This window comes from Luteimonas aquatica (assembly GCF_022662575.1).
GTDB classification, from domain to species: Bacteria; Pseudomonadota; Gammaproteobacteria; order Xanthomonadales; family Xanthomonadaceae; genus Luteimonas; species Luteimonas aquatica.
Genome location: NZ_JALBFU010000002.1, coordinates 394,404 through 417,524 on the forward strand (window position 1 = coordinate 394,404; position 23,121 = coordinate 417,524).

Genomic DNA, 23,121 nt, shown 5'->3' on the forward strand with positions numbered 1-23,121 from the left:
CCGGCCTCGGGGACGCCGGACGAATACCGAACCCTTCCTTTCCGCCGCAATGCGCCAGGCCTTTCCCACGACCATCGGCTACGCCGCCCGCATCGCCTTCGTGGCCGAGCTGGCCGAGCGCCTGCACAGCTACGGCACCACCGCGCAGCGGCTGGAAGGCGCGATCGTGGCCGTCTCGCAGACGCTCGGGCTGGAGTGCGAGCCCTGGGTCAATCCGACCGGGATGATCCTGGCCTTCAGCGATCCCAGCCGCCCGCCCGGCGACAGCGACACCACGCGGGTGATCCGCGTGCCGCCCGGCGACACCGACCTGTACAAGCTGTGCGAGGCCGACCGCATCGCCGAGGAGGTGATGGCGGGCAGGATCGGCCTGGCCGAGGGGCACGCCGCGCTGCGGGCGCTGGACCGTCCGGCGGGCTGGCGCGGCGTTTCGCTGCGGGTGCTGGCCTTCGGCCTGGCCTCGGCCAGCGTGGCCGGCCTGCTGCGCCTGCCGTGGCTGGACATCGCCACCGCCGGCCTGATCGGCGTGCTGGTGGGCTTGATCGAATGGTTCACGCCGCGGCGGCCGCGCCTGCGCGAGGCCAGCGATGCCATCGCCGCGATGGTGGCGGCCACGGTGGCGATCGCGGTCGCCGGCTTCGTCGGTCCGCTCAACCTCAATACCGTGGTGATCGCGTCCCTGATCGTGCTCATGCCGGGCATGGCGCTGACCAACGCGGTCAACGAACTCACCAGCCAGCACCTGGTCTCGGGCACCGCGCGCTTCGCCGGCGCGGTGAGCACGATGCTCAAGCTCACCGTCGGCACCATGATCGCGCTGACCTTCGCGCAGATGCTCGGCATCGCGCCGCACGTGCGCGCGCTGCGCCCGCAGCCGGACTGGGTGGAATGGTGCGCGCTGCTCTCGGCCGCGTTCGCCTTCGCCGTGCTGTTCCGCGCCAACCGCCGCGATTATCCGGTGGTCATGCTGTCGGCGGCCACGGGTTATCTGGTCTCGCGCCTGGGCGGCGAGGCCTGGGGCAGCCCGGTGGGGATTTTCCTCTCGGCGATGATATTGACCGCCGCCGGCAACGGCTATGCGCGCTGGATCAAGCGTCCGGGCGCGGTGGTGCGCGTGCCCGGCATTATCCTGCTGGTGCCCGGCAGCACCAGCGTGCGCAGCCTGCTGACCTCGATCCAGCAGCAGGACCTGGCCGCGGGCCAGGAGGCCGCGCTGACCGTGCTGAACGTGCTGCTGGCGCTGGTGGCCGGCCTGCTGTTCGGCAACCTGCTGCTGCCGGCGCGGCGGAATCTGTAGCGCCGCGCCGGCGCGACTCGCCCGACAAAAAAACGCCGGCGGGGGCCGGCGTTTGGTTCGATTCCCGATCGATCACTTCTTGATCAGAAAATCCTCGGGCTTCTTGCCTTTCTTGACCTGCGCGGCCATCCACAGCGGCTGCTTGCCGCGCCCGCTCCAGGTTTCCTTGGGATTGGCGGGGTTGCGGTACTTCGGCGCCACCTTGCCGAGCTTGCGTCCCTTGCGCGCGGGCGCCTTCTTGGCCGGACGGCCGGCGGACTTCCTGGCCGCGGCGCCGAACAGTTCCGCCAGGCTGTAGCCCTCGGCGGCGGCGGCGGCGACCAGCTTGGCGCGCACCGTGGCCACGGGCTTGCGCTTCTTCAGCGTGGTCTTGCGCTTCTTGGCCTGCGTGATCAGCGTATCGAGTTCTTTGGCGGAAAGGCCGTTCAAGTCGATCGACATTCATGACTCCGGATTATGGCTAGGGGAATGCCAATCCGTGGCTCGTGGGTCGGCCTAGCCTAGCAAATTATGAATCGATGCCAAAATCGCGCGCGGGGATAATCCCGGCGCGCGATTTGCGCGCCGGGAATATCGTCCTGGCGATGCCGCCGGGCTCGCGCGAAAATCAGCCCTGGGCGGGCGTCCGCAGGCGTTCCAGCAACGCCTCGCGCGTGATGTTTTCCGCGTCGCCGCCGCTGCGCGCGCGATATTCGAAGGTGCCCGCGGCCAGGCCGCGCTCGGAGACCACCACGCGATGCGGAATGCCGATCAGTTCGATGTCGGCGAACATCGCGCCGGGGCGCAGCCCGCGATCGTCGAGCAGCGTTTCGATGCCGGCGGCGTTGAGTTCGCCGTACAGGGCTTCGGCGGCGGCGGCGACGCCGGCGTCCTGCTTCGGATTGATCACGCACACCGCCACCTGCCAGGGCGCCATCGGCGCCGGCCAGAGGATACCGGCCTCGTCGTGGTTCTGTTCGATCGCGGCGGCGACGATGCGGGTGACGCCGATGCCGTAGCAGCCCATCGCCAGCGGCTGCGCGCGTCCCTGCTCGTCGAGCACGGTGGCCTGCATGGCCTCGGAATACTTGCGTCCGAGCTGGAAGATGTGGCCGACCTCGATGCCGCGGGCGATGGCGAGCGTGCCGCGGCCGTCGGGCGAGAGGTCGCCGGCGACGGCGTTGCGGATGTCGGCCACCGCGTCGGGTTCGGGCAGGTCGCGGCCCCAGTTGACGCCGGTCAGGTGGAAGCCGTCCTCGTTGGCGCCGACGACGAAGTCCGCCATCGCCGCGACTTCGCGGTCGGCGACCACGCGGATCTTGCCGCGCGGCCCGACCGGACCGAGGAAGCCGGGCTCGGCGCCGAGCGCTTCGAGGATTTCCGCCTCGGTGGCCAGGCGGTACTCGGCCAGGCCGTCCACCTTCGCCAGCTTGATCTCGTTGACCGCGTGATCGCCGCGCACCAGCGCCAGCACGAATTGCGGATTCGAATCGGCGTCGCGGCCGATGACGGCCACCGATTTCACCGTGCGCGCCAGCGGCAGGCCGAGCAGGGCGGCGACGTCCTCGCAGGTCTTCTGCGTGGGCGTGGAGGCCTTGCGCATGTCCTCGCCCGCCGCCGGACGCGGGCCGGGCGGCAGCGCCTCGGCCGCCTCGACGTTGGCGGCGTAGTCGGAGCCGTCGGAGAAGATGATCGCGTCCTCGCCGGAGTCGGCCAGCACCTGGAATTCCTGGCTGGTGTCGCCGCCGATCTCGCCGCTGTCGGCGCGCACGGCGCGGAAGCGCAGGCCCAGGCGGGTGAATATCCGCGAATAGGCCTCGTGCATGTTGCGGTATTCGCGCGCCAGGTCCTCGTCGCTGAGGTGGAAGGAGTAGGCGTCCTTCATGATGAACTCGCGCGCGCGCATCACGCCGAAGCGCGGACGCAGCTCGTCGCGGAACTTGGTGTTGATCTGGTAGAAGTTCACCGGCAGCTGCTTGTAGCTGGCCAGCTCGTTGCGCGCGAAATCGGTGATGACTTCCTCGGCCGTGGGCGCGTAGCAGAATTCCTGCTCCTTGCGGTCCTGCAGGCGCAGCAGCAGGTGGCCGTAGCGCTGCCAGCGGCCGGTCTCTTCCCACAGCTCCTTGGGCTGGACGGTGGGCATCAGCACCTCGATCGCGCCGGCGCGGTTCATCTCCTCGCGCACGGCCGTCTCCACCTTGCGCAGCACGCGCAGGCCCAGCGGCGACCAGGTGTAGATGCCGGCGGCGAGTTTGCGCAGCATGCCGGCCTTGAGCATCAGCTTGTGGCTGACGATCTCGGCGTCGGCGGGAGTTTCCTTTTCGGTGCGGAGGTGGAACTGCGACAGGCGCATGCGAGGCGGTCGGGAAGCGGGGAGATCCGACATTCTGCCATGCATGGACGCGCCCCGGCGGGCGCGGCGGGGTCATCGGCGGTGCGCCCGCGGCGCCGACGCGGGGCGGATTCGCCGGGGTTTTGCGCGGCGAACGCCCGGCCGCCGGCGCGCCTCAGCCGCAGTTGGCTTTCAGCGTGGCGCGCGCCAGCTCCATCTGGTTGCTGCGCTCGTCCGCGCTGAGGGTCTTGTCGGGCTTGCCGTCGCCGTCGGTGTCGCGCACCACGTCGCCCTTGCTTTCCAGGATCTCGAGATTCTTGCGCGCGGCCACGCACTGCGCGTTTTCCCCGGCGGGCTTGCCCTGGTCCGCGGCGGGCTTGGGCGCAGCCGCGGCCGTGGCGGTCTTGGCCGGCGGGGAGACGTCGTCCCGCGCGACCTTCTGCTGCTGGTACTGGCCGTTGGGCGGCGGGGTTTCCGAATAATGGGTCACGCCGCGGGCGTCCTTCCACTGGTAGACCTCCTGCGCCGGCACGGCCAGGGAGATCAGGGCGAGGGCCGGGAGCAGCAATGCCTGGCCGAGCAGGGTCGAGGGCGATTTGCGGGACATGCGGGACCTGTACGCGGAAAGGGCCGGTCGATTGCAGCATCGCGGGGCCATGGCCGCAAGCCCGCGCGCCCGAATACGCGGGGCCGGAGCGGCGAAAAGCGACACGCGTCATGGCGGGCGCGGCCCGTCGGCGGCACGGACCGGCCGCGAGCACACCCCGGCTCGCCGCAGTTAAACTGGCGAAATGGACGATCAGCCCCTGCAACGCCCGCGCGGCCGCGGCATTTACCTGCTCCCCAACCTGTTCACCACCGGTGGCCTGTTCGGCGGTTTCTTCGCGATCATCGCCGCCTCGCAGGGCCGCATCGAGGCCGCCTGCGTGGCGATCTTCGTCGCCGGCATCCTCGACGGCCTGGACGGGCGGGTGGCGCGGCTGACCAATACGCAGAGCGAATTCGGCGTGCAGTACGACTCGCTCGCCGATCTGGTCAGTTTCGGCATGGCGCCGGCGCTGGTGATGTACCACTGGGCCTTGATGTCGCTCAAGCTCGACGGCGTGACCATCGGCCGGATCGGCTGGCTGGCGGCGTTCCTCTACGCCGCCTGCGCGGCGTTGCGGCTGGCGCGCTTCAACAGCCAGGTCGGCAAGGTCGACAAGCGCTGGTTCATCGGCCTGGCCAGCCCGGCCGCGGCGGGGCTGATGGCCAGCTTCGTCTGGACCTTCCACGATCTGGACCTCAGCGGCGAGGAGCTGCGCTACGTCGCGCTCGGCGTCACCATCGTCGCCGGCCTGCTGATGGTCAGCGGCATCCGCTACAACAGCTTCAAGGGCGGGCGCGGCGCCAAGTCCGACCGCGTGCCGTTCTTCGCGCTGCTGCTGGTGGTGGCGGTACTGATCGCGCTGGTGATCGATCCGGCCAAGACGCTGCTGACGGCCACGGTGCTGTACGCGCTGTCCGGGCCGCTGCTGTGGTTCAAGCGCCGCCGCCTGCCGGCCGAGACCCCGGATACGGGCGCGGACGCATGAGCTGGGATCCGCTGCAGCGCGACGTGCTGGAGGCCCTGGGGCATACCTTGTACCGGGCCGCCCCGGCGCAGGCCGCGGAGACGGCGCTGCCCGAGGACGCGCTGCTGCACGCCCTGCTGCGCGCGGCCGGACGCGATGCCGGCGCCGCCGATGCCGCGGCGCTGTTCCGCGAATGGGGGCCGACCTCGCGCCTGCGCGCGGCCGCCGCCAAGCGCGCGCTGTGGCCGCGCCTGCGCGCGCTGCGGGGACGCCTGCCCGCATGACGAGCGCGGTGGCCACGCGCGGAATGGCGGCCGACGAGGGGTTGCGGCCGATGCGCGAGGCCGATCTCGACGCGGTGATGGAGATCGAACGCCGCGCCTATCCCTTCCCGTGGACGCCGGGCATCTTCCGCGACTGCCTGCGCGCCGACTATCCGGCGTGGGTGCTGCTGGGCAGCGACGGCATCATCGGCTACGGCGTGCTCAGCGTGGCCGCCGACGAGGCGCACGTGCTCAATGTCTGCGTCGATCCGCTGCGCCACGGCCGCGGGCATGGGCGCCGCCTGCTGCGCGCGCTGGTGAAGATCGCCCACGGCCTCGGCGCGCGCCGCGTCTTCCTCGAAGTTCGGCCCTCGAATCCGTACGCCATCGCCCTCTACCACGACGAGGGCTTCAACGAGATCGGGCGGCGGCCGCGCTACTACCCGGCGCGGCAGGGGCGGGAGGACGCGATCGTGATGGCGAAGGAATTGCTCGAGGACGCCTAGCGGGCGAGGCGCTCCGCGCACGGTTTCTGCGGCGGCGATGGGGCGCCGTCCGCGGCGCTATTCCTGCCAGGGCGTGACGCAGTCGGCGTAGGCGGGTTCGCACATCGGCGAGCCGGCGGCGCCGCACTGGGCCTTGGCGTTTTCCTGCGCGGCTTCCACGTTTCCGCCCTTGCCGACGTAGATGGCGACTTTGGCGCCGCTGGCGTCGGTGGCACCGAGCACGGTGACCGCACACTCGTTCTTGAAGGTGGCGATGATCTTGCACTGGGTGCCGCCGTTCTGCTTGCAGCTCTTGAGCGCCGAGCGCTTGGCCTGTCCGGAGCTGCCGTGGGAGGTCTTGGCGTCGCTGACCCCCACCTTGAGGTTCGCCTCGTCGAAGGCGTAGGCGCCGTAGCCGTTGTAGCTGGACGGCGCGGCCGGTTCCTCGCCGCCGCCCCAGGTCTGCATCCGCCCCGGGACGCACGGCTGGCCCGGAGTGCCGGCGGCGTTGGGCATGAAACCGTCGGGGCAGCCCTGTTCCGCGCTGGCCGAGCCGGAGAACAGCAGCGCGCACGCCAATGCCAGAAGACCGATGAGATCTTTCATCGCGATCGAATCCTTTCGAAGAATGCAGCGGCGGGTGGAGAGCGGCGCATGCTATCACCAGGCGCCGCCCGCGCAACGCCGCGGCGGCTACGGCGCGCCGAGCCGCGCGCGCTGCGCGGCGAGCGTCTCCAGCTGCGCGGTCCAGTCGGCCAGGCGCTTGCGCTCCTGCTCCACGACCGCGGCGGGGGCGTTCTGCACGAAGGTGTCGCTGGCCAGCTTGCCCTGCGATTTCGCCTGCTCGCCAGCGACGCGCTTGAGCTCCTTGTCCAGGCGCGCGCGTTCGGCGTCCAGGTCGACCAGTCCTTCCAGCGGCACCAGCAGCTTCAGCGTTCCGACCAGGGCGGCGGCGGCCGGCGGCACCTCGCCGGCGACCGCTTCGATGCCGTCGAGGCGGTTGAGGAATTTCAGCTGCGAGGCGTGGCGCGCCAGGCGCACGGCATCCTCGGCGTCGCCGCCCTGCGTCAGCAGCCGGACCGAGCGCGTCGGCGAGACGCCCAGCTCGCTGCGGATGCGGCGCAGCGCCGAGACCATCGCCTTGAGCCATTCGATGTCGGCCTCGGCCTCGCCGTAGGCCTGCACGGCGAAGTCGGCGCTGTGCGGGTAGCGCTGCAGCATCACGGTGCGTCCGTCGACGCCCAGCCTGGGGGCGACCTGCTGCCAGAGCTCCTCGGTGACGAAGGGCACCAGCGGATGCAGCAGGCACAGCATGCGCTCGAGCACGAACAGCAGGGTGCGGCGGGTGCTGTCGGCGGCCGTGGCGTCGTCGCCGTTCAAGGCGGGCTTGGCCAGCTCCACGAACCAGTCGCAGAACTCGTTCCAGGCGAACTCGTACAGTGTCTGCGCCAGCAGGTCGAAGCGGTAGGCGGCGAAATGCGCCTCGGCCTCGGCGGCGGTCTTGGCCAGGCGGGCGAGGATCCAGCGCTCGGCGTCGGTGGCCGCGGCCTCGGGCGCCGACGCCGCCGAGAACCCCTCGGTGTTCATCAGCACGAAGCGGGTGGCGTTCCACAGCTTGTTGCAGAAGTTCTTGTAGCCCTCGCAGCGCGCCAGGTCGAACTTGATGTCGCGCCCGGGGCCGGCGAGCGCGGCCATGGTGAAGCGCAGCGCGTCGGCGCCGAAGGCGGGGATGCCCTGCGGGAATTCCTTGCGCGTGGCCTTCTCGATCTTCTCGGCCATCTTCGGCTGCATCAGGCCGCTGGTGCGCTTGGCGAGCAGGTCGTCGAGAGTGATGCCGTCGATCAGGTCGAGCGGGTCGAGGATGTTGCCCTTCGACTTCGACATCTTCTGCCCGTCCTTGTCGCGCACCAGGCCGGTCATGTAGACGTCCTTGAACGGCACGCGCCCGGCGTCGGGCACCCCGGCGGGCAGCAGGCGGTCGGTCATCATGATCATCCGCGCCACCCAGAAGAAGATGATGTCGAAGCCGGTGACCAGCACGCTGGAGGGCACGAAGCGGTCGAAGCCGCGCGCCTGCATCGCGTCCGCGTCGGGCCAGCCCATGGTGCTCAGCGGCCACAGCGCCGAGGAGAACCAGGTTTCCAGCACGTCGGCGTCCTGCGACAGCGCGCCTTCGTAGCCGTCGGCCTGCGCCAGCGCGCGCGCGCCGGCCTCGTCGCGGGCGACGTAGGGCTTGCCGGCGTCGGAATACCAGGCCGGGATGCGGTGCCCCCACCACAGCTGGCGGCTGATGCACCAGTCCTGGATGTTCTCCATCCAGTGGCGGTAGGTGTTGATCCAGTTCGGCGGCACGAAGCGCACCTGGCCCTGCTCGGCCAGCGCCAGTCCGCGCGCGGCGAAATCGTCCATCTTCACGAACCACTGGTCGGTGAGATAGGGCTCGATCACCTGGTTGGTGCGGTCGCCGCGCGGCACCTGCAGCTTGTGCGGCTTGGTCTCGGCCAGCCGGCCCTCGGCCTCCAGGTCGGCGAGCACCGTCTTGCGCGCGGCGAAACGGTCGAGGCCGCGATAGCGTTCCGGCGCGTTGTCGTTGACGGCCGCCTCGGGCGTGAAGATGTTGATCATCGGCAGGCCATGGCGCTGGCCGACCGCGTAGTCGTTGAAGTCGTGCGCCGGCGTCACCTTGACCACGCCGGTGCCGAACTCGCGATCGACGTAGGCGTCGGCGATGATCGGGATCTCGCGGCCGGTGAGCGGCAGGCGCACGCGCTTGCCGATCAGGTGCGCGTAGCGCTCGTCCTCGGGATGCACCATCACCGCGGTGTCGCCGAGCATGGTCTCCGGGCGCGTGGTGGCCACGGTGAGCGTGGCGCTGCCGTCGCCCTGCCGGCCGTCGACGAGGGGGTAGTCGATCGACCAGAGGAAGCCGTCCTCCTCCTCGTTGACCACCTCCAGGTCGGAGATCGCGGTCTTCAGCACCGGATCCCAGTTGACCAGGCGCTGGCCGCGGTAGATCAGGCCCGCCTCGTGCAGGCGCACGAAGGCCTCGACCACCGCCGCGGAGGGCATCGGGTCCATGGTGAAGACGCTGCGCGACCAGTCGCCGGAGGCGCCCAGGCGGCGCATCTGCCGCTCGATGGTGTCGCCCGACTGGCCCTTCCACTCCCAGACCTTTTCGATGAAGCGCTCGCGCCCGAGCCCGTCGCGGGTCAGCCCGTCGCGGCCGAGGTTGCGCGCCACCACCATCTCGGTGGCGATGCCGGCGTGGTCGCTGCCCATCTGCCACAGCGTGCGGTAGCCGCGCATGCGGTGGTAGCGGACCAGCGCGTCCATCAGCGTGTGCTGGAAGGCGTGGCCCATGTGCAGCGTGCCGGTGACGTTGGGCGGCGGCAGCAGGATGCTGTAGGCCGGTCCGTCGCCCTGCGGCGCGAACACGCCGCTGCCTTCCCACTCGGCGTAGAGGCGGGTTTCGAATTGCTTGGGGTCGTAGCCGGGGGCGAGCGTTTGGGTCATGAGTGTGGGAATCAAAGAGTCGAGCCGTGTTCCTACCAGAACCAGGTCTTGCGCATGGCCGAAAGGAATTCTTTGTTGACGGGATAGCCGGATGCGTCGCCGATTACGGAATCAATGCCACAGATCGGGCAAATGGCCGTCATGCCCTGATCGGCCCATTTTTCGATTTTGGACGGCATGTAGATTTCTCCGCAATAGAAACAACCGCACGTTGCGCTGATCTCGATTTCATGCCGATGGCCGGACGAGTGGCGATGTGCCTGAATGACGTCGTTCATCACGCGGCCCATGACTCACATGTCGTGCTTGCTGACGTCCAGGCCGCGCGACTTGTATTGCGTCCAGCGCTCGCGCAGCGGGCCGCGCGCGGATTCGTCGGCGGGCACCACTTCCAGCACGCGCTCGAACTCGCCGCGCACCGGATCGTCGCGCAGGTTGATCACCAGCGGGCGCAGCGGCGCGTCGAACTCGGGCGGGGCGATCAGCACCGGGGTGAGCTCGTCCTCTTCGTCGGTGCCGGCGATCTGGTGCGGGATGTAGGCGTCCTCGCCCATGTCCCACAGCAGCTCGTCCAGGGCCTCGGCCTGGGCCGCGTCGCGCGCCAGCACCAGCGTCCAGTGGTTGGCGTCGTAGGCCTTGCGCGCCAGCTCGCACACCAGGCGCAGCGGCTCGTCGCGGAAGCGCGGCTTGGCGATCAGGTAGAAGTCGGCGCGCGGCATCGGACGGGAGCGGGACTCAGGCGCGGTCGAGCAGCCATTGCGTCAGCAGGCCCACCGGTCGCCCGGTGGCCATGCCGCGCTTGCCCTCGTCGCTGGCGGTGCCGGCCACGTCCAGGTGCGCCCAGCGCTGGCCCTCGGCGAAGCGCGCCAGGAAGCAGCCGGCGGTGATCGCGCCGGCCCAGCGGCCGCCGATGTTGTAGACGTCGGCGAAGCTGGACTCGAGCATGGTCTGGTATTCGTCCCACAGCGGCAGGCGCCAGGCGCGGTCGAAGACGTGCTCGCCGGCGGCCAGCAGTTCCCCCGCCAGGTCGTCGTGCTTGCTCATCAGGCCCGAGGCGTAGCGGCCGAGCGCGACCATGCAGGCGCCGGTGAGGGTGGCGACGTCGACGATGGCCTGCGGCTCGTACTTCTGCACGTAGGTGAGCGCGTCGCACAGGATCAGCCGGCCCTCGGCGTCGGTGTTGCCGACCTCGATGGTCTTGCCGGACATGGAGGTGATCACGTCGGAGGGGCGGTAGGCGTTGCCGTCGATGGCGTTCTCCACCGCCGGCACCACCACCACCAGGTTCACCGGCAGGCGCATCTTCACCGCCGCGACGAAGCTGCCGATCACGGTGGCGCCGCCGCACATGTCGTATTTCATCTCCTCGATGCCGCCCTGCGTCTTCAGGTTGACGCCGCCGGTGTCGAAGGTGATGCCCTTGCCGACCAGGGCATAAGGCTTGGCGCCGGACTCGCCGCCCTGCCAGCGCAGCACGATCAGGCGCGGGCGGTTGGCCGAGCCGCGGGCGACCGCCAGCAGGGAGCCCATGCCCAGGGCCTCCATCTGCGTCTCGTCGAGGATCTCGGCCTCGGCGCCGGCGTGCCCGGCTGCGAAGGCCTGGGCCTGCTCGGCCAGGTAGGCCGGGGTGCAGATGTTGGGCGGCAGGTTGCCGAGGTTGCGCGCGAACTCCACGCCGGCGGCGATGGCCTCGCCCTGGGCCAGGGCGGTGGCGTCCTCGCCGGACACGGCCAGCGCCTTCAGGCCGCTGTCGTCGTGGCGGGCCTTGTTGTTCTCGCCCAGGGTGGCGAGGTAGCGGTAGCTGGCATGCGCGGCGGCGACGACCGCCTGGCGGATGTTCCAGGCCTGGTCGCGGCCGGGCACCTGCAGCTCGGACAGGGTGAACAGCGCCTGCTGCGCCGATCCGCCCTTCAGCGCGCGCGCGGCATCGCCCACGGCCTTCAGGTACTGGGGCACCCCGAACTTGGCCGGATCGCCCAGCCCCACCACCAGCACGCGCGGCGCGGCCACGCCGGGCAAGTCGTGCAGCAGCGCGGTCCTGCCGGTCTTGCCGGAGACGTCGCCGCGCTCGATCAGGGCCTGGATGCGGCCGCCGCTGGCGCCGTCGAGGGCCTGCGCGGCCGGGGTCAGCGATTTGTCGCCGTAGGCGCCCACGACGATGCAGTCGGTGGCCACGGCGGCCGGGAGTTCGCGGTTCAGGGTGAATTGAAGGGTCATGGGCTCGGTTCGGGCGGTGTGCGCTGACGCCGCGGTGCCGGCGGCGTGCGTGTTGTCTACAATCGGCTGTTCACGATGCGACAGGGATACTACCCGTCCCCGTCGGGCGGGGCGGCCGGCAATGTCCGCGTCGCGAACTCTCTAGTCTATCAGGGCTCCGCCGACCCCACCGCCGCTCCAGAGACCGTCCCCTCGTTTTGATGCCCAAGCTCGACTCCTACCTGTTCCGCGAATTTGCCCAGGCCACGTTCGCGGTCCTGGTGGTGCTGTTGATCGTCAGCCTGGGCGGCGTCTTCGCCGACGTGCTGCGCAACATCGCCGGCGGCCGGATGCCGGCGGGGCTGATGCTCTCCCAGCTGGGCCTGCAGCTGCTGAACTACCTGCCGCTGATCCTGCCGCTGGGCCTGATGCTGGGCCTGCTGCTGGGGGTGAGCCGCCTGTACCGGGACTCGGAAATGCCGGTGCTGGCCTCCATCGGGGTCGGCCCGCGGCGTCTGGCGCGGCCGGTGCTGATGCTGGTGGTGCCGCTGGTGGTGTTCATCGGCATGTGCTCGCTGTGGCTCGGCCCGTGGGCGCGCAACTATTCCCAGCAGCTGATCGAGGCCGGCAACCGCAGCCTGCTGGTGGCGGGGCTGGAGCCCGGGCGCTTCATCGAGTTGCCCGGCGGCGACGGCGTGGTCTACGTCGGCGGCATGACCACCGACGGACGCGGCATGTCGCGGGTGTTCGTCTACCGCCAGACCGACAAGCGCCTGGACGTGACCACCGCGCTCACCGGCCAGCTCGAGGTCGAGGGCGTGGAGCGCTATCTCAAGCTCAACGAGGGCTTCCGCGTCGAGGGGCCGCTGGCCGAGGGCCGCGACTACCGGCTGATGCGCTACGCCAGCAACGACGTGCGCCTGCCGACGGCCGAGCAGCAGGCCAAGAAGGACGATCCGGAGCTGCTCTCCACCGCCGCCCTGCTCGGCGATCCGCGCCGGCAGGCGGCCGCGCAGCTGCACCAGCGCCTGACGCCGCCGCTGCTGGCGCTGGCCTTCGCGCTGCTGGCGATCCCGCTGGCGCGCAGTTCGCCGCGGCAGTCGCGCTACGGCCGCGTGCTGCTCGGCTTCCTCGCCTACCTGGTCGGCACCAACCTGATGTGGATGGGCACCGACTGGCTGTCGAAGGGCAAAATCCCGACGGCGCTGGGCCTGTGGTGGCTGACCGTGCCGCTGCTGGGTTTCGCGATCTGGTCGTACCTGCATGACGGGCGCCTGGGCAAGCGCCGCCTGCGCCGCGCGGCGGGGCAGCCGGCATGACGCCGTTCCCCAAGATCCACGACCAGTACGTCGCGCGCACCGTGGCGGTGACCGTGCTGCTGACCTGGACGGTGCTGGTGGGCCTGGACGTGATCAACGGCCTGGTCGACGAGTTCGGCGACGTCGGCAAGGGCAGCTACGGCTTCTTCGACGCCATCACCTACATGATCTACACGATCCCGCGCCGGGCCTACACCATGTTCCCGACCGCGGCGGTGATCGGCGCGCTGATGGGGCTGGGCCAGCTGGCGGCGAGCTCCGAGCTCACCGCGCTGCGCGCGGTGGGCTTGTCGCGGCGGCGCCTGAGCGTGTCGGTGGCGGCGCCGCTGCTGATGCTCACCGCGCTGATGGTGCTCAGCGGCGAGACGCTCGGTCCCTGGGCGCAGCGCAGCGCCGACGGGCTGAAGGCGGCGGCGAAATCCAAGGACATGACGGTGGCGCAGTATTCCGGCCTGTGGGCGCGCGAGGGCGACACCTTCCTCAACGCGCAGAAGGGGCAGGAGCACGCCAAGGGCCGCGATACCTGGCTGGAGCTCAACGACGTGCGCCTGTTCGAGTTCGCCAAGGACGGGCGGCTGGAGTCGATCGCGCGGGTGAGCAGCGCCGAGCACCGCAAGGGCGGCTGGCTGCTGCGCAACGTCAAGCGCACCTATTTCGAGACCAATTCGGTCACCCAGACCGAAGTGCTGGAAGAGCACTGGTCCTCCAAGCTCGACGCCGCCGCGCTCGCGGCCAGCGCGCGCAACATCTGGCGGCCGCGCTACATGACCTCGCACGACCTGCGCGAGGGTATCAACTACCGCCAGCGCAACAACCTCGACGCCAGCGAGTTCGAGCAGCACTACTGGGGCCGCTGGTTCTACCCGCTCAACGTGCTGGCGCTGTGCCTGGCGGCGATTCCCTTCGCCTTCGGCACCCTGCGCAGCGGCGGCGCGGGCAAGCGGCTGTTCATCGGCATGGTGTTCGCGCTCGGCTTCTGGCTGCTGCAGACGCAGTTCGTCTCGCTCGCGGGCGTGTACAAGTTCGACTATCGCATCGCCTACCTGATGCCGTCCGTGCTGCTGATGACGATCTCCTTCTTCCTGTTCCGCCGACGGAGTGGGTGAGGGGCCGCAAGCTAGCGGACGCCCATAGGCGTCCGCTGCGGCCCCGAACGCCCGGCCATGGAGGGCCGGGCCGGACGTGCCGAAGTCGAAGTGCACCGCCATGGACGGCAGCGATAGCTCAGACCGAAGTAACGCACACCCTCCGAAGAAGCCTGTGGCACAAACACCGCCTCCACAGTCCCCATCCCCCATGCACCCACTCTGACGATCGGTTAACGTTCCCCCCATCAACCCTGGGAGTGGGGGACATGCACAACCCGACCGACGCGATCGTCATCGGCGCCGGCCTCGCCGGCCTGGTCGCGGCCACCGAGCTGGCCGATGCCGGCAAGCGCGTGCTGGTGCTGGAGCAGGAACCCGAGCAGAGCCTCGGCGGCCAGGCGTTCTGGTCCTTCGGCGGCCTGTTCTTCGTCGATTCGCCCGAGCAGCGGCGCATGGGCGTGCGCGATTCGCACGCGCTGGCGCTGGCCGACTGGATGGGCACGGCCGCGTTCGACCGCGAGGAGGACCTGTGGCCGCGGCGCTGGGCGGAGGCCTACGTGGACTTCGCCGCCGGCGAGAAGCGCGCCTGGCTGCATGCCATGGGCATGCGCTGGTTTCCGGTGGTGGGCTGGGCCGAGCGCGGCGGCTACGGCGCGGTCGGCCACGGCAATTCGGTGCCGCGCTTCCACGTCACCTGGGGCACCGGCCCGGGCGTGATCGAGCCGTTCGTGCGCCGTGCGCGTGAGGCCGAGCGCAAGGGCCTGCTGCGCTTCGCCTTCCGCCATCGCGTCGACGGGCTGATCGTGGAGCACGGCGCGGTGGCCGGCGCGCGCGGCAGCGTGCTGGCGCCCGACGGCATGGCGCGCGGCAAGCCGAGTTCGCGCGAGGTGGTCGGCGATTTCGAGCAGCGCGCGCCGGCGGTGATCGTCTGTTCCGGCGGCATCGGCGGCAACCACGAGATGGTGCGCCGCTACTGGCCCGAGCGCCTGGGCCGCGCGCCCGAACGGATGATCTGCGGTGTGCCGGCGCACGTGGACGGACGCATGCTCGACATCGGCGCCGAGGCCGGCGCGCGCCTGATCAACCGCGACCGCATGTGGCACTACGTGGAAGGCATCGAGAACTGGAATCCGATCTGGCCGATGCATGCCATCCGCATCCTGCCCGGGCCGTCCTCGCTGTGGTTCGACGCCACCGGGCGACGCCTGCCGACGCCGCTGTGGCCGGGCTTCGACACGCTCGGCACGCTGCAACACCTGCGCGGCACCGGCCACGACTACAGCTGGTTCATCCTCGACCAGGCGATCATCAAGCGCGAGTTCGCGCTCTCCGGTTCGGAGCAGAATCCCGATCTGACCGGCAAGAGCTGGCGCCAGGTGCTCAAGCGCGCCGTCGGCAAGCGCGCGCCGGGGCCGGTGGAGGCGTTCAAGGAACACGGCCGCGACTTCATCGTGCGCGACACGCTGGAGGAGCTGGTCGCGGGCATGAACGCGCTCAGCGGCGAGCATCTGCTCGACGCGGCGCAGATCCGCCGCGAGATCGAGGCGCGCGACCTGCAGTTCGACAACCCCTACGCCAAGGACAGCCAGGTGATGGCGATCCACAACGCGCGCCGCTATCGCGGCGACCGGCTCACGCGCGTGGCCAAGCCGCACCGCATCCTCGGCGCCGGCAACGGGCCGCTGATCGCGGTGCGCCTGCACATCCTCACCCGCAAGAGCCTGGGCGGTTTCGAGACCGACCTGGACGCGCGCGTGCTGGCGCCCGACGGCCAGCCGCTGCCCGGCCTGTACGCGGCGGGCGAGGCCGCCGGCTTCGGCGGCGGCGGCGTGCACGGCTACCGCGCGCTGGAGGGCAGCTTCCTCGGCGGTTGCCTGTTCTCGGGACGCTGCGCCGGGCGCGCCGCGGCCGCGGCGGTCTGAGCGCGGCGCAGCGCCTTCGCGGCTAGCGCGCGCCCTGCCGGTACAGATGCACCGGCTTGATCGCCGCGCGCCTGATCGCGCCCTTCGCCTCGAGGTCGAGCTGCACGGCCTTCAGCCACCATCCCGCGGTCCTGCCCTGCGGGAACAGGTCCTCCGGCAGCAGGGGCAGCAGCGCTTGCTTGGCCGCGTCCACCTTCAGCCCGGGCGCCTCGGCCGGCAGCACGGCCAGCAGCGCCTGGCGCATCGCCAGGTATTTCGCGCGGTCGACCCGTTCGGTACGGCCGGGCGCATTGACGTTCTCGATCTCGATCTTCGCCTCAGGCATCGATCTTCTCCGTCACCGCAATCTTCGGATTGCGGAAGCCCATCGCGATCCACGCGCCCAGCAGCTTGGCGTAGAAGGACACCGTGTGGGTCTTCAGGTTGGGAATGTCGTCGGGCAGGGCGCTGGCGTCGGGCAGGTCGCCGGTCATCGTGCGCAGCTGCGCTTTCGGGCGCATCGCCTCCGGCCATAGCGGCAGGTACATGCTCAGCCAGTGCGCGCCTTTCATCTCCAGGAACAGCGGCGTGTTGCAGCAGGTCGCCACGACGCGGCGCGAGCCGGCTCCGGGCGTGAGCCGGAATTCGCCCAGGCGCTCGGCGCCGGACAGGAAGCGCACGCGATCCTTGCGGTATTCGGCCGAGGGCGTGGCGCCGTAGGCGGTGAGCAGTGTCCTCGCGCCGGGCAGCGCCGCGAGGCGGGCCGCGGCCTTGCGGCAGCTGTCGCACAGGCATTCGGAGACGAGGATCGGCGCGCCGTCCACCGCCAGGCGGGTGTGCCCGCAGGCGCAGGCGAGTTGGGTGGTGTCGTTCATGGCGCGCCCTCCGGCGTTGTGTGGGACGAGTGGGCGTGGGGCGAGTCGACCTGGGCCGAACCGACTTGGGGCGAACCGACATGGGGCGAACCGACTAGGAACAGGCGGCGGATGTAGCGGTCGAGGTGGTCGAGGCTTTCGCGCGCGAGGTCGGGGTCGTTGCCGGCCTTGGCCAGCACGAAGCCGCCCTGGATCACCGCCTGCGTGTGCCGGGCAAGGCTGTCGGCGGTCCAGTCGCCGGTGATGCCGCGCTCGCGGCGCGCGGCCTCGATGTCCGCCTCCAGCGTGGCGGTGTGGCCGAAGATGCTGCGGCCGCAGGCGTCGCGGATCTCGGGCGCGCTGGCGAAGACCTCCTGGGCGAGCGTGCCGGCCAGGCAGGTGAACTCGGCGATCTCGCCCGCGATGATCGCCTTGCGGAACGCGACGTAGGCCAGCACCCGGGCCAGCGCGTCGGGCGCGGCGTGGTAGGGCGCGGCGGCGAAAAAGTCGCCGGTGGTCTCGGCCCAGAACTCGGCGGCGGCCACGCCCAGCGCGTCCTTGCTGGCGAAGTGATGGAAGAAGGCCCCCTTGGTGACGCCGGCCGCGGTGCACAGGTCGTCCACGCTGGTGGCGGCGAAGCCCTTGGCGCGGATGACGTCGCGGGCCGCCTCGAGGAGCCGGGTCCTGGCGCCGCCGCGTTCCGGGGACTGCTTGGTGGGTCTAGCCATGGTTGAAACATACCGTTCAGTTGGTATGTTGTCAAGCGCAACAATCCCTGGTGCGCAGCGGATTAAAAGTCCGCTGCGCATCGCAGGGGCAAGGATGAGCGCGCTTTGCCTCGTGGCTCGGAGCGCTCCGTGATTATTGGTACGGCGAGGTCCCGTCCGGCCGGCGCTTGAAGCGGCGGTGGATCCACAGGTATTGCGACGGCACCGCGCGCGCCATGGCCTCGATGCCGGCCATCACCCGCGCGGTGTCGGCGGTGGCGTCGGCGGAGGGAAAGGCCTCCAGCGCCGGCCACAGCTTCATCGTGTAGCCGCCGTCCGGGCGCCGCTCGTGCTGGAACAGCACCACCGCCGCGCCCGAGAGCCGGGCGAGCTGGTGGGTGGAGGTGAGGCTATGCGCCGGCTGCCCGAAGAAGGGCACGTAGACGCTGTCGCCGCGGCTGGGGTCCTGGTCCGGCGCGTACCACAGCAGGCCGCCGCGCTTGAGATGCCGCACCGTGCCGCGCACGTCCTGCTTGGGGAACATCGCCTGGGCATAGCGCGCGCGGCCGCGGCGCACCGCCCATTCCATGGCCGGTTCGGCGTGCGGCCGGTACATGCCGGCCAGCGGCAGGTAGTCGCACATCAGCCGCGCGGCCGCCTCCAGCGTGGTGAAGTGGCCCGAAACCACGATCACGCCGCGGCCGTTGGCGCGCGCGGCTTCGATGTGCTCCAGGCCTTCCACGCGGATGCCGCGGCGCAGCGGCGCGATCGAGCCCCACCAGGCACGCGCGAATTCGAACAGGCCGATGCCCAGCGCGGCGAAGTGCTCGCGCAGCAGGGCCTCGCGCGCGGCCGCGTCCAGCTCGGGAAAGCAAAGCTCGAGATTGCGCGCGGCGATCGCGCGGCGTTCGGCCAGCAGCCGGCGCAGCAGGCCGCCGATGCCGCGCCCGAGCCATCGCTGCCACGACCAGGGCAGGCGCGCCAGCAGCGCCATCGCGCCGATGTTGATCCAGGTCGGCCAATGGCGGATGCCGAGCGGAGGCCGGGTGGACGGCGCGGAAGACGTGGCGGCGGACATGCGCGGATTTTAAGGCAATGCCGCGCAAGTCCGTCCGGGTCCGCATCGGCGCCATTGCCGGGGCTTGGCCGCCGACCGCGCGGACTCCCGCACGGTCCGGCGCTGCGGCTATCCTGTCGCGGTGATGGCCGATCCCGCAGCGAACGACTCGTGACCGCCCCCCTCGTGACCGACCGCTTCGTGGAGCGGCTGCTGCGCGGGCTGTATTCGGCCGCCCTCTACGTGCTCGCGCCGATCACGATCTACCACCTGATCTGGCGCGGATTCCGCCAGCCGGAATACTTCCAGCGCTGGAACGAGCGCTATTCGGTGTACGCCGCCGCGCCGCACGCGCAGAGCGTGTGGGTGCATGCCGTCTCGGTGGGCGAGGTGAATGCCGCCGCGCCCCTGGTCGACAGCCTGCTGCGCGAGCGTCCGGACCTGCGCCTGCTGGTCACCACCATCACCCCCACCGGTTCGATGCGCGTGCGCGCGCTGTGGGGCGACCGCGTCGAACACGTCTATCTGCCCTACGACCTCTCCGGCGCGGTGAAGCGCTTCCTCGCCCACTTCCGGCCGCGCCTGGGCATGATCGTGGAAACCGAGCTGTGGCCGAACCTGCTGTTCTGCTGCCGCGACCAGGACATCCCGGTGTACATCGTCAACGCGCGGCTGTCGGAACGCTCGCTGCGCGGCTATCGCGTGCTGCGCGCACTGGTCGGCCGCGCGCTGCGCACGGTGCGCAAGGTGGCGGCGCAGTCGCGCCGCGACGGCGAGCGCTTCGTGCGCCTGGGCGCCGCGCGCGAGGCGGTGGTGGTCACCGGCAACCTCAAGTTCGACATCGCCGTCGACGAGGGGCTGCGCGCCTCGGCCGAGGCCTTCCGCGCGCGCGTGGGCGCGCGGCCGATCTGGATCGCGGCCAGCACGCACGTGGAAGAGGAGGCGGTGGTGATCGCCCTGCATCGCCGCCTGCGCGCGCGCTGGCCCGACGCGCTGCTGCTGTGGGCCCCGCGCCATCCCGAGCGCTTCCGCGGCGTCACGCAGCAGGCGGTCGATGCCGGCTGGCGGGTGGCCACGCGCCAGCTCACGCAGTGGCCGGACCGCGACGACGGCGTGTTCGTGATCGATACCCTGGGCGAGCTGATGGACTTCTACGCCTGCGCCGACGTCGCCTTCGTCGGCGGCAGCCTGCAGGACATCGGCGGGCACAACCTGCTGGAACCCGCGGCCGTGGGCACGGCGACGGTGACCGGGCCGCACTTGCACAACTTCACCGATATCGCGCGCCAGCTGGACGCCGCCGGCGCGCTGCGCATCTGCCGTGACGCCGAGGCGGTGGGGGATGCGGTCGAGGCCCTGCTGGGCGAGCCGGACGCGCGCGCGGCGATGGCCGAGGCCGGCCTGGCGCTGGTGGAGCAGGGGCGTGGCGCGCTGCAGCGCACGCTGGAACTGGTGGCGGGCGACCTGCCGCCGCGCCGGACGGGCTGAGAAAGCAAAACGGATTCCGCAGCGGGCGCCGCGTTGCGGCGCGCCCGTCGCGGAATCCGCGCGTGCTTGCGTTCCTACTGCTGTTGCTGCGCGGCCGGCGTCGGCAGGGGGCCGGCGTCGATCTTGTCCGGCGCCAGCTGGGCGTTGGCGTCGGCCGTCAGCAGGCGATTGACGTCGCGCACGTCCTCGATGTCGAGGCTGCCCGCGGCCTGGTCCAGCAGCAGGCGGTTCTGCAGGAACTGGTACTTGGCCACCGCGTACTGGGTCTGCGCGTCGAACAGGTTCTGCTGGTTGATCAGCACGTCGAGCACGGTGCGCGTGCCGACTTCCAGGCCGACCTGGGAGGCGTCGTAGGCGGCCTTGGCCGAGACCACCGCCAGGCGGCGGGCCTCGACCTCGCTCACGCCGGCGACCAGCGCCTGGTAGGCGTTGCGCGTGTTGCGTTCCAGCGCGCGCTTCTGCTGCTCGTAGGTGTCCTGCGCCACGTCGCGGTTGGCGATCGCCTGCCGCACCCGGGACTGGGTCACGCCGCCGGAGAAGATCGGCACGGTCAGGGTGAGGCCGATGGTGCGATCGTGTCCGTCGCTGCCGTCGATGGCGCCGAGCGAGGTGTTGCTGCCCCAGGTCGTGTTGCGGCCGTAGGTGGCGTTAAAGCCCAGCGTCGGAAGATGCCCGGCGCGGGCCACGTCGACGCCGAGCGCGGCCGACTTGCTCTGGTATTCGGCCGACTTCAGGCCGGGATTGTTGCTCAGCGCGGAGCTCACCCAGGTGTCGACGCCCTGCTCGGACGGCAGCTCGGGACGGAAGTCGTCCGGCAGCGCCTTCAGGTCGACCACGCGCGTGCCGGTGATCTCGGTCAGCGCCTGGTAGGCGTCCTGCAGGGCGTTGCGCTGCAGGATGGTGGCGGCGCGCGCGCTGTCGTAGTTGGCGCGCGCTTCGTGCACGTCGGTGATCGGCGCAAGGCCGACTTCCAGCCGCTTGTCGGCGTAGTCGAAGTTGCGCTTGGCCGCGGCCTCGGCGGCTTCGGCCGCGGCCAGGGTCTCGATCTGCACCAGCACGTTGAAATAGGTGTTGGCGGTGCGCGTGATCAGGTCGCCGCCGGCGTTGTCCAGCGTGAAGTCGGCGGCCTTGCTCAGCGCGCGCTGCACGCGCACGTTGCTGATCGCGCCCCAGTCGAAGACCGACTGCGACAGCTCGGCGCCGTAGGAGCGGCCGCGGCTGCGGCCGACGCCGTTGCTCGGGATGCGGATCGGGTTGCCGTTGCCGTCGACGCGGCCGGTGTTGATCAGCCCGTCCTGGTCGTTGCTGTGCGAGCGGGTCAGCCGGGCGCTGCCGTTGATCTGCGGCAACAGCGCGCCACGCGCCTGCACCGCGCCTTCCTTGTCGGCGAGGCGCTGGGATTCGGCGGCCGCGTATTGCGGGTCGCCGGTGCGCGCCAGCTCGTAGGTCTGCAGCAGGTCTTCGGCGTAGGCCGAGGCCGGCAGCAGGGCGGCCATGGCGAGGGCGAGTGCGAGGGGACGGCGACTCATCTTGGGGGATTCCTTGGTCTTAAAAATCGAACTTGGGCGCGGGGGCGGCCCCGGCAAGGTAGGCAAGGTCGGTTTCGAACAACGATTCGGTGCGGGCGCCGTTGACATCGGCGCGCACCCGCACCGCGTCCATCACCGGCGAGACGCCCTGCACCGCGAACAGGCGCCCGCCGGGGCGCAGCCATTGCAGGAAGCGCGGCGGCAGCGAGGCCACCGCGCCGCTGACGCAGATCGCGTCGAACTGGCCGTCGCCCGGCCAGGCGAGGGCGTCGGCGGTCTCGATGCGCACGTTGGCGATGCCCTGCGCCTGCAGGCGCGCGCGCGCGGCCTCGGCCAGGTCGGCATGCCGCTCCAGGCCCACGACCTCGCGGGCCAGTCTGCCCAGGCAGGCGGCGAGGAAGCCGCTGCCGCTGCCGATTTCCAGTACGCGGTCGCCCGGGTCGATCTCCAGCGCCTGCAGGGCGCGCCCTTCCAGCACCGGCTTCATCATCTTCTCGCCGTGGCCGATCGGCAGTTCGAGGTCGCTGTAGGCCAGCGCGCGATGCGCCTCGCTCACGAAGTCCTCGCGCGGCAGGGTCGCCAGCACCTCGAGCACGCGGACATCGAGCACGTCCCAGGGACGCACCTGCTGTTCCACCATGGTTTCGCGGGCTTTGGCGTAGTCCATCGTCGGCACCATCATCGGTGTAGGGCTCTCATGCGGGCGGCCCGCGATTTTAACGGGCTTCTGCGTCGGGGGATGAAGACAGGATGGCTGTTGCAGCACACCAGCACGCAGTGCCGGAAGTCACCGCGACCGAGGTCACGATGCCCGCGTCCTGGCGGCGCCCGGGCGCTGTCCGTAGGCGCGCAGGAACATCTCGATCGAGGCCTTCAGGTGCTCGTCCACGCTGCCGGTGGTTTCCAGGGCGCAGCCCATCACCAGGCGGTCGTGGAACTCGCCCTTGAGCAGGGAGAAGAACTGCACCGCGGCGCGGGGAACGTCGTCGATCTCCAGCTCCCCGGCTTCGATCCGCCGCTGCAGCAGGGCCGCGAATCCGTTCTGGATGCGCCGCGGCCCGGCTTCCCAGAACAGGTTGGGCAGCGGCGAATCGGCGATCTGCGGGGTGCACATCAGGCGGTGCCCGGCGACCGCCTCGGGCGAGCTGATCATGGCGTGGAAGGCCGCGGCGATATCCAGCAGGCGCTCGCGCAGCGGGGTGGCCGGCGAGGGCTCGAACAGGGCCTCGGGCAGCTGCTGCTCGCAGTGCGCCTTCACCGCTTCCAGGAACAGGGTCTGCTTGTCCCCGTAGTGGCTGTAGACCGTGAGCTTGGAGACCCCGGCCTCGGCCGCGATCTGGTCCATGCTCATCCGCTCGTAGCCGTGCAGCAGGAACATCCGCTTGGCGGCTTCCAGGATCGCCGCGCCCTTGGCCAGGTCCTTGGGACGGCCGGGACTGGCGGGCTTGCTGGCGCCGGCGGAGGCGGGCTGACGGGTCGGGCGGGCTGACATGACCTAATACTAGACCAATCGGTTTTGTATTTATAGGCGCGGCCGCTGAACGCAGGTTCCCGTCCGCA

General features: G+C 70.6%; 22 protein-coding genes and 1 pseudogene. 8 read left to right on the forward strand and 15 right to left on the reverse strand.

From position 1 onward, the window contains the following. The first annotated feature begins 49 nt into the window (after positions 1 to 49). Positions 50 to 1,297: a threonine/serine exporter family protein gene (locus MD221_RS07865; RefSeq protein ID WP_242109706.1), complete on the forward strand. Its 1,248-nt coding sequence runs from the start codon at positions 50 to 52 to the stop codon at positions 1,295 to 1,297. Between the two features lie 75 nt (positions 1,298 to 1,372). Here the strand turns inward: MD221_RS07865 and MD221_RS07870 are convergent. The 3 genes and pseudogenes from MD221_RS07870 to MD221_RS07880 all read right to left on the reverse strand — a co-directional run. Next, positions 1,373 to 1,738, reverse strand: a pseudogene (locus MD221_RS07870) (H-NS histone family protein); the annotation flags it as partial. Between the two features lie 166 nt (positions 1,739 to 1,904). After that, on the reverse strand, positions 1,905 to 3,629 hold the full coding sequence (locus tag MD221_RS07875; protein WP_242109717.1) for a proline--tRNA ligase: 1,725 nt from the start codon (positions 3,627 to 3,629) through the stop codon (positions 1,905 to 1,907). Positions 3,630 to 3,783: 154 nt separating this feature from the next. Then, positions 3,784 to 4,215, reverse strand: a complete 432-nt coding sequence (locus MD221_RS07880) for a DUF4124 domain-containing protein (protein ID WP_242109728.1) — start codon at positions 4,213 to 4,215, stop codon at positions 3,784 to 3,786. A gap of 184 nt (positions 4,216 to 4,399) precedes the next feature. On the opposite strand from MD221_RS07880, the gene pssA reads away from it, so the two are divergent. The 3 genes from pssA to rimI are packed head-to-tail and all read left to right on the forward strand — an operon-like array spanning position 4,400 to position 5,930. Next, complete coding sequence (gene pssA, locus MD221_RS07885) at positions 4,400 to 5,182, forward strand: CDP-diacylglycerol--serine O-phosphatidyltransferase (protein ID WP_242109745.1); 783 nt, start codon at positions 4,400 to 4,402, stop codon at positions 5,180 to 5,182. After that, the gene (locus MD221_RS07890) at positions 5,179 to 5,445 is read left to right on the forward strand and encodes a hypothetical protein (protein WP_242109753.1); all 267 of its coding nucleotides are present in this window, start codon (positions 5,179 to 5,181) and stop codon (positions 5,443 to 5,445) included. Before pssA ends, MD221_RS07890 begins: the two co-directional genes overlap by 4 nt. Further along, on the forward strand, positions 5,442 to 5,930 hold the full coding sequence (gene rimI, locus MD221_RS07895) for a ribosomal protein S18-alanine N-acetyltransferase (protein ID WP_242109769.1): 489 nt from the start codon (positions 5,442 to 5,444) through the stop codon (positions 5,928 to 5,930). Before MD221_RS07890 ends, rimI begins: the two co-directional genes overlap by 4 nt. A gap of 57 nt (positions 5,931 to 5,987) precedes the next feature. On the opposite strand, the gene MD221_RS07900 is transcribed toward rimI, so the two are convergent. The 5 genes from MD221_RS07900 to MD221_RS07920 form a co-directional block, all read right to left on the reverse strand. Then, entirely contained in the window at positions 5,988 to 6,515 is a 528-nt protein-coding gene (locus MD221_RS07900; protein WP_242109771.1) for a DUF4189 domain-containing protein, read from the reverse strand. Positions 6,516 to 6,602: 87 nt separating this feature from the next. Continuing rightward, a complete protein-coding gene (locus MD221_RS07905; protein ID WP_242109779.1) occupies positions 6,603 to 9,422 on the reverse strand; it encodes a valine--tRNA ligase in 2,820 nt (939 codons plus the stop codon). A 32-nt stretch (positions 9,423 to 9,454) separates the two neighbouring features. After that, positions 9,455 to 9,712 carry a cytoplasmic protein gene (locus tag MD221_RS07910; RefSeq protein WP_242109781.1) on the reverse strand — a complete coding sequence of 86 codons (258 nt, stop codon included), beginning with the start codon at positions 9,710 to 9,712 and terminating at the stop codon, positions 9,455 to 9,457. 3 nt (positions 9,713 to 9,715) lie between these two features. After that, entirely contained in the window at positions 9,716 to 10,141 is a 426-nt protein-coding gene (locus MD221_RS07915) for a DNA polymerase III subunit chi (protein WP_242109783.1), read from the reverse strand. Positions 10,142 to 10,157: 16 nt separating this feature from the next. After that, entirely contained in the window at positions 10,158 to 11,639 is a 1,482-nt protein-coding gene (locus MD221_RS07920) for a leucyl aminopeptidase (RefSeq protein ID WP_242109785.1), read from the reverse strand. A 200-nt stretch (positions 11,640 to 11,839) separates the two neighbouring features. Here MD221_RS07920 and lptF point away from each other — a divergent pair, with 200 nt between their 5' ends. The 3 genes from lptF to MD221_RS07935 all read left to right on the forward strand — a co-directional run bounded on the left by lptF (position 11,840) and on the right by MD221_RS07935 (position 15,947). Beyond that, positions 11,840 to 12,937 (forward strand): LPS export ABC transporter permease LptF, encoded by a 1,098-nt coding sequence (gene lptF, locus MD221_RS07925; protein ID WP_242109787.1) that lies wholly within the window; start codon positions 11,840 to 11,842, stop codon positions 12,935 to 12,937. Beyond that, positions 12,934 to 14,043 (forward strand): LPS export ABC transporter permease LptG, encoded by a 1,110-nt coding sequence (gene lptG, locus MD221_RS07930; protein ID WP_242109789.1) that lies wholly within the window; start codon positions 12,934 to 12,936, stop codon positions 14,041 to 14,043. Before lptF ends, lptG begins: the two co-directional genes overlap by 4 nt. Before the next feature lie 248 nt (positions 14,044 to 14,291). Next, positions 14,292 to 15,947, forward strand: coding sequence for an FAD-binding dehydrogenase (locus MD221_RS07935; protein ID WP_242109791.1), 1,656 nt, complete (start codon positions 14,292 to 14,294; stop codon positions 15,945 to 15,947). 22 nt (positions 15,948 to 15,969) lie between these two features. Here the strand turns inward: MD221_RS07935 and MD221_RS07940 are convergent, their stop codons facing one another. The 4 genes from MD221_RS07940 to lpxL all read right to left on the reverse strand — a co-directional run bounded on the left by MD221_RS07940 (position 15,970) and on the right by lpxL (position 18,565). Next, positions 15,970 to 16,272: a DUF6958 family protein gene (locus MD221_RS07940; RefSeq protein ID WP_242109793.1), complete on the reverse strand. Its 303-nt coding sequence runs from the start codon at positions 16,270 to 16,272 to the stop codon at positions 15,970 to 15,972. Beyond that, positions 16,265 to 16,801 (reverse strand): GFA family protein, encoded by a 537-nt coding sequence (locus MD221_RS07945; RefSeq protein ID WP_242109795.1) that lies wholly within the window; start codon positions 16,799 to 16,801, stop codon positions 16,265 to 16,267. Before MD221_RS07945 ends, MD221_RS07940 begins: the two co-directional genes overlap by 8 nt. Continuing rightward, a complete protein-coding gene (locus MD221_RS07950) occupies positions 16,798 to 17,508 on the reverse strand; it encodes a TetR/AcrR family transcriptional regulator (RefSeq protein ID WP_242109797.1) in 711 nt (236 codons plus the stop codon). Before MD221_RS07950 ends, MD221_RS07945 begins: the two co-directional genes overlap by 4 nt. A gap of 133 nt (positions 17,509 to 17,641) precedes the next feature. Continuing rightward, positions 17,642 to 18,565 carry an LpxL/LpxP family Kdo(2)-lipid IV(A) lauroyl/palmitoleoyl acyltransferase gene (lpxL, locus tag MD221_RS07955; protein WP_242109829.1) on the reverse strand — a complete coding sequence of 308 codons (924 nt, stop codon included), beginning with the start codon at positions 18,563 to 18,565 and terminating at the stop codon, positions 17,642 to 17,644. 150 nt (positions 18,566 to 18,715) lie between these two features. Here lpxL and waaA point away from each other — a divergent pair, with 150 nt between their 5' ends. After that, entirely contained in the window at positions 18,716 to 20,032 is a 1,317-nt protein-coding gene (gene waaA / locus MD221_RS07960) for a lipid IV(A) 3-deoxy-D-manno-octulosonic acid transferase (RefSeq protein WP_425602225.1), read from the forward strand. A gap of 74 nt (positions 20,033 to 20,106) precedes the next feature. On the opposite strand, the gene MD221_RS07965 is transcribed toward waaA, so the two are convergent. From MD221_RS07965 to MD221_RS07975, 3 genes are all read right to left on the reverse strand, one after another. Beyond that, positions 20,107 to 21,561 (reverse strand): TolC family outer membrane protein, encoded by a 1,455-nt coding sequence (locus MD221_RS07965; RefSeq protein ID WP_242109841.1) that lies wholly within the window; start codon positions 21,559 to 21,561, stop codon positions 20,107 to 20,109. A 19-nt stretch (positions 21,562 to 21,580) separates the two neighbouring features. Continuing rightward, positions 21,581 to 22,240 (reverse strand): protein-L-isoaspartate O-methyltransferase family protein, encoded by a 660-nt coding sequence (locus MD221_RS07970; RefSeq protein ID WP_425602234.1) that lies wholly within the window; start codon positions 22,238 to 22,240, stop codon positions 21,581 to 21,583. 123 nt (positions 22,241 to 22,363) lie between these two features. Further along, entirely contained in the window at positions 22,364 to 23,053 is a 690-nt protein-coding gene (locus MD221_RS07975) for a TetR/AcrR family transcriptional regulator (protein WP_242109845.1), read from the reverse strand. Between the last annotated feature and the right edge of the window lie 68 nt (positions 23,054 to 23,121).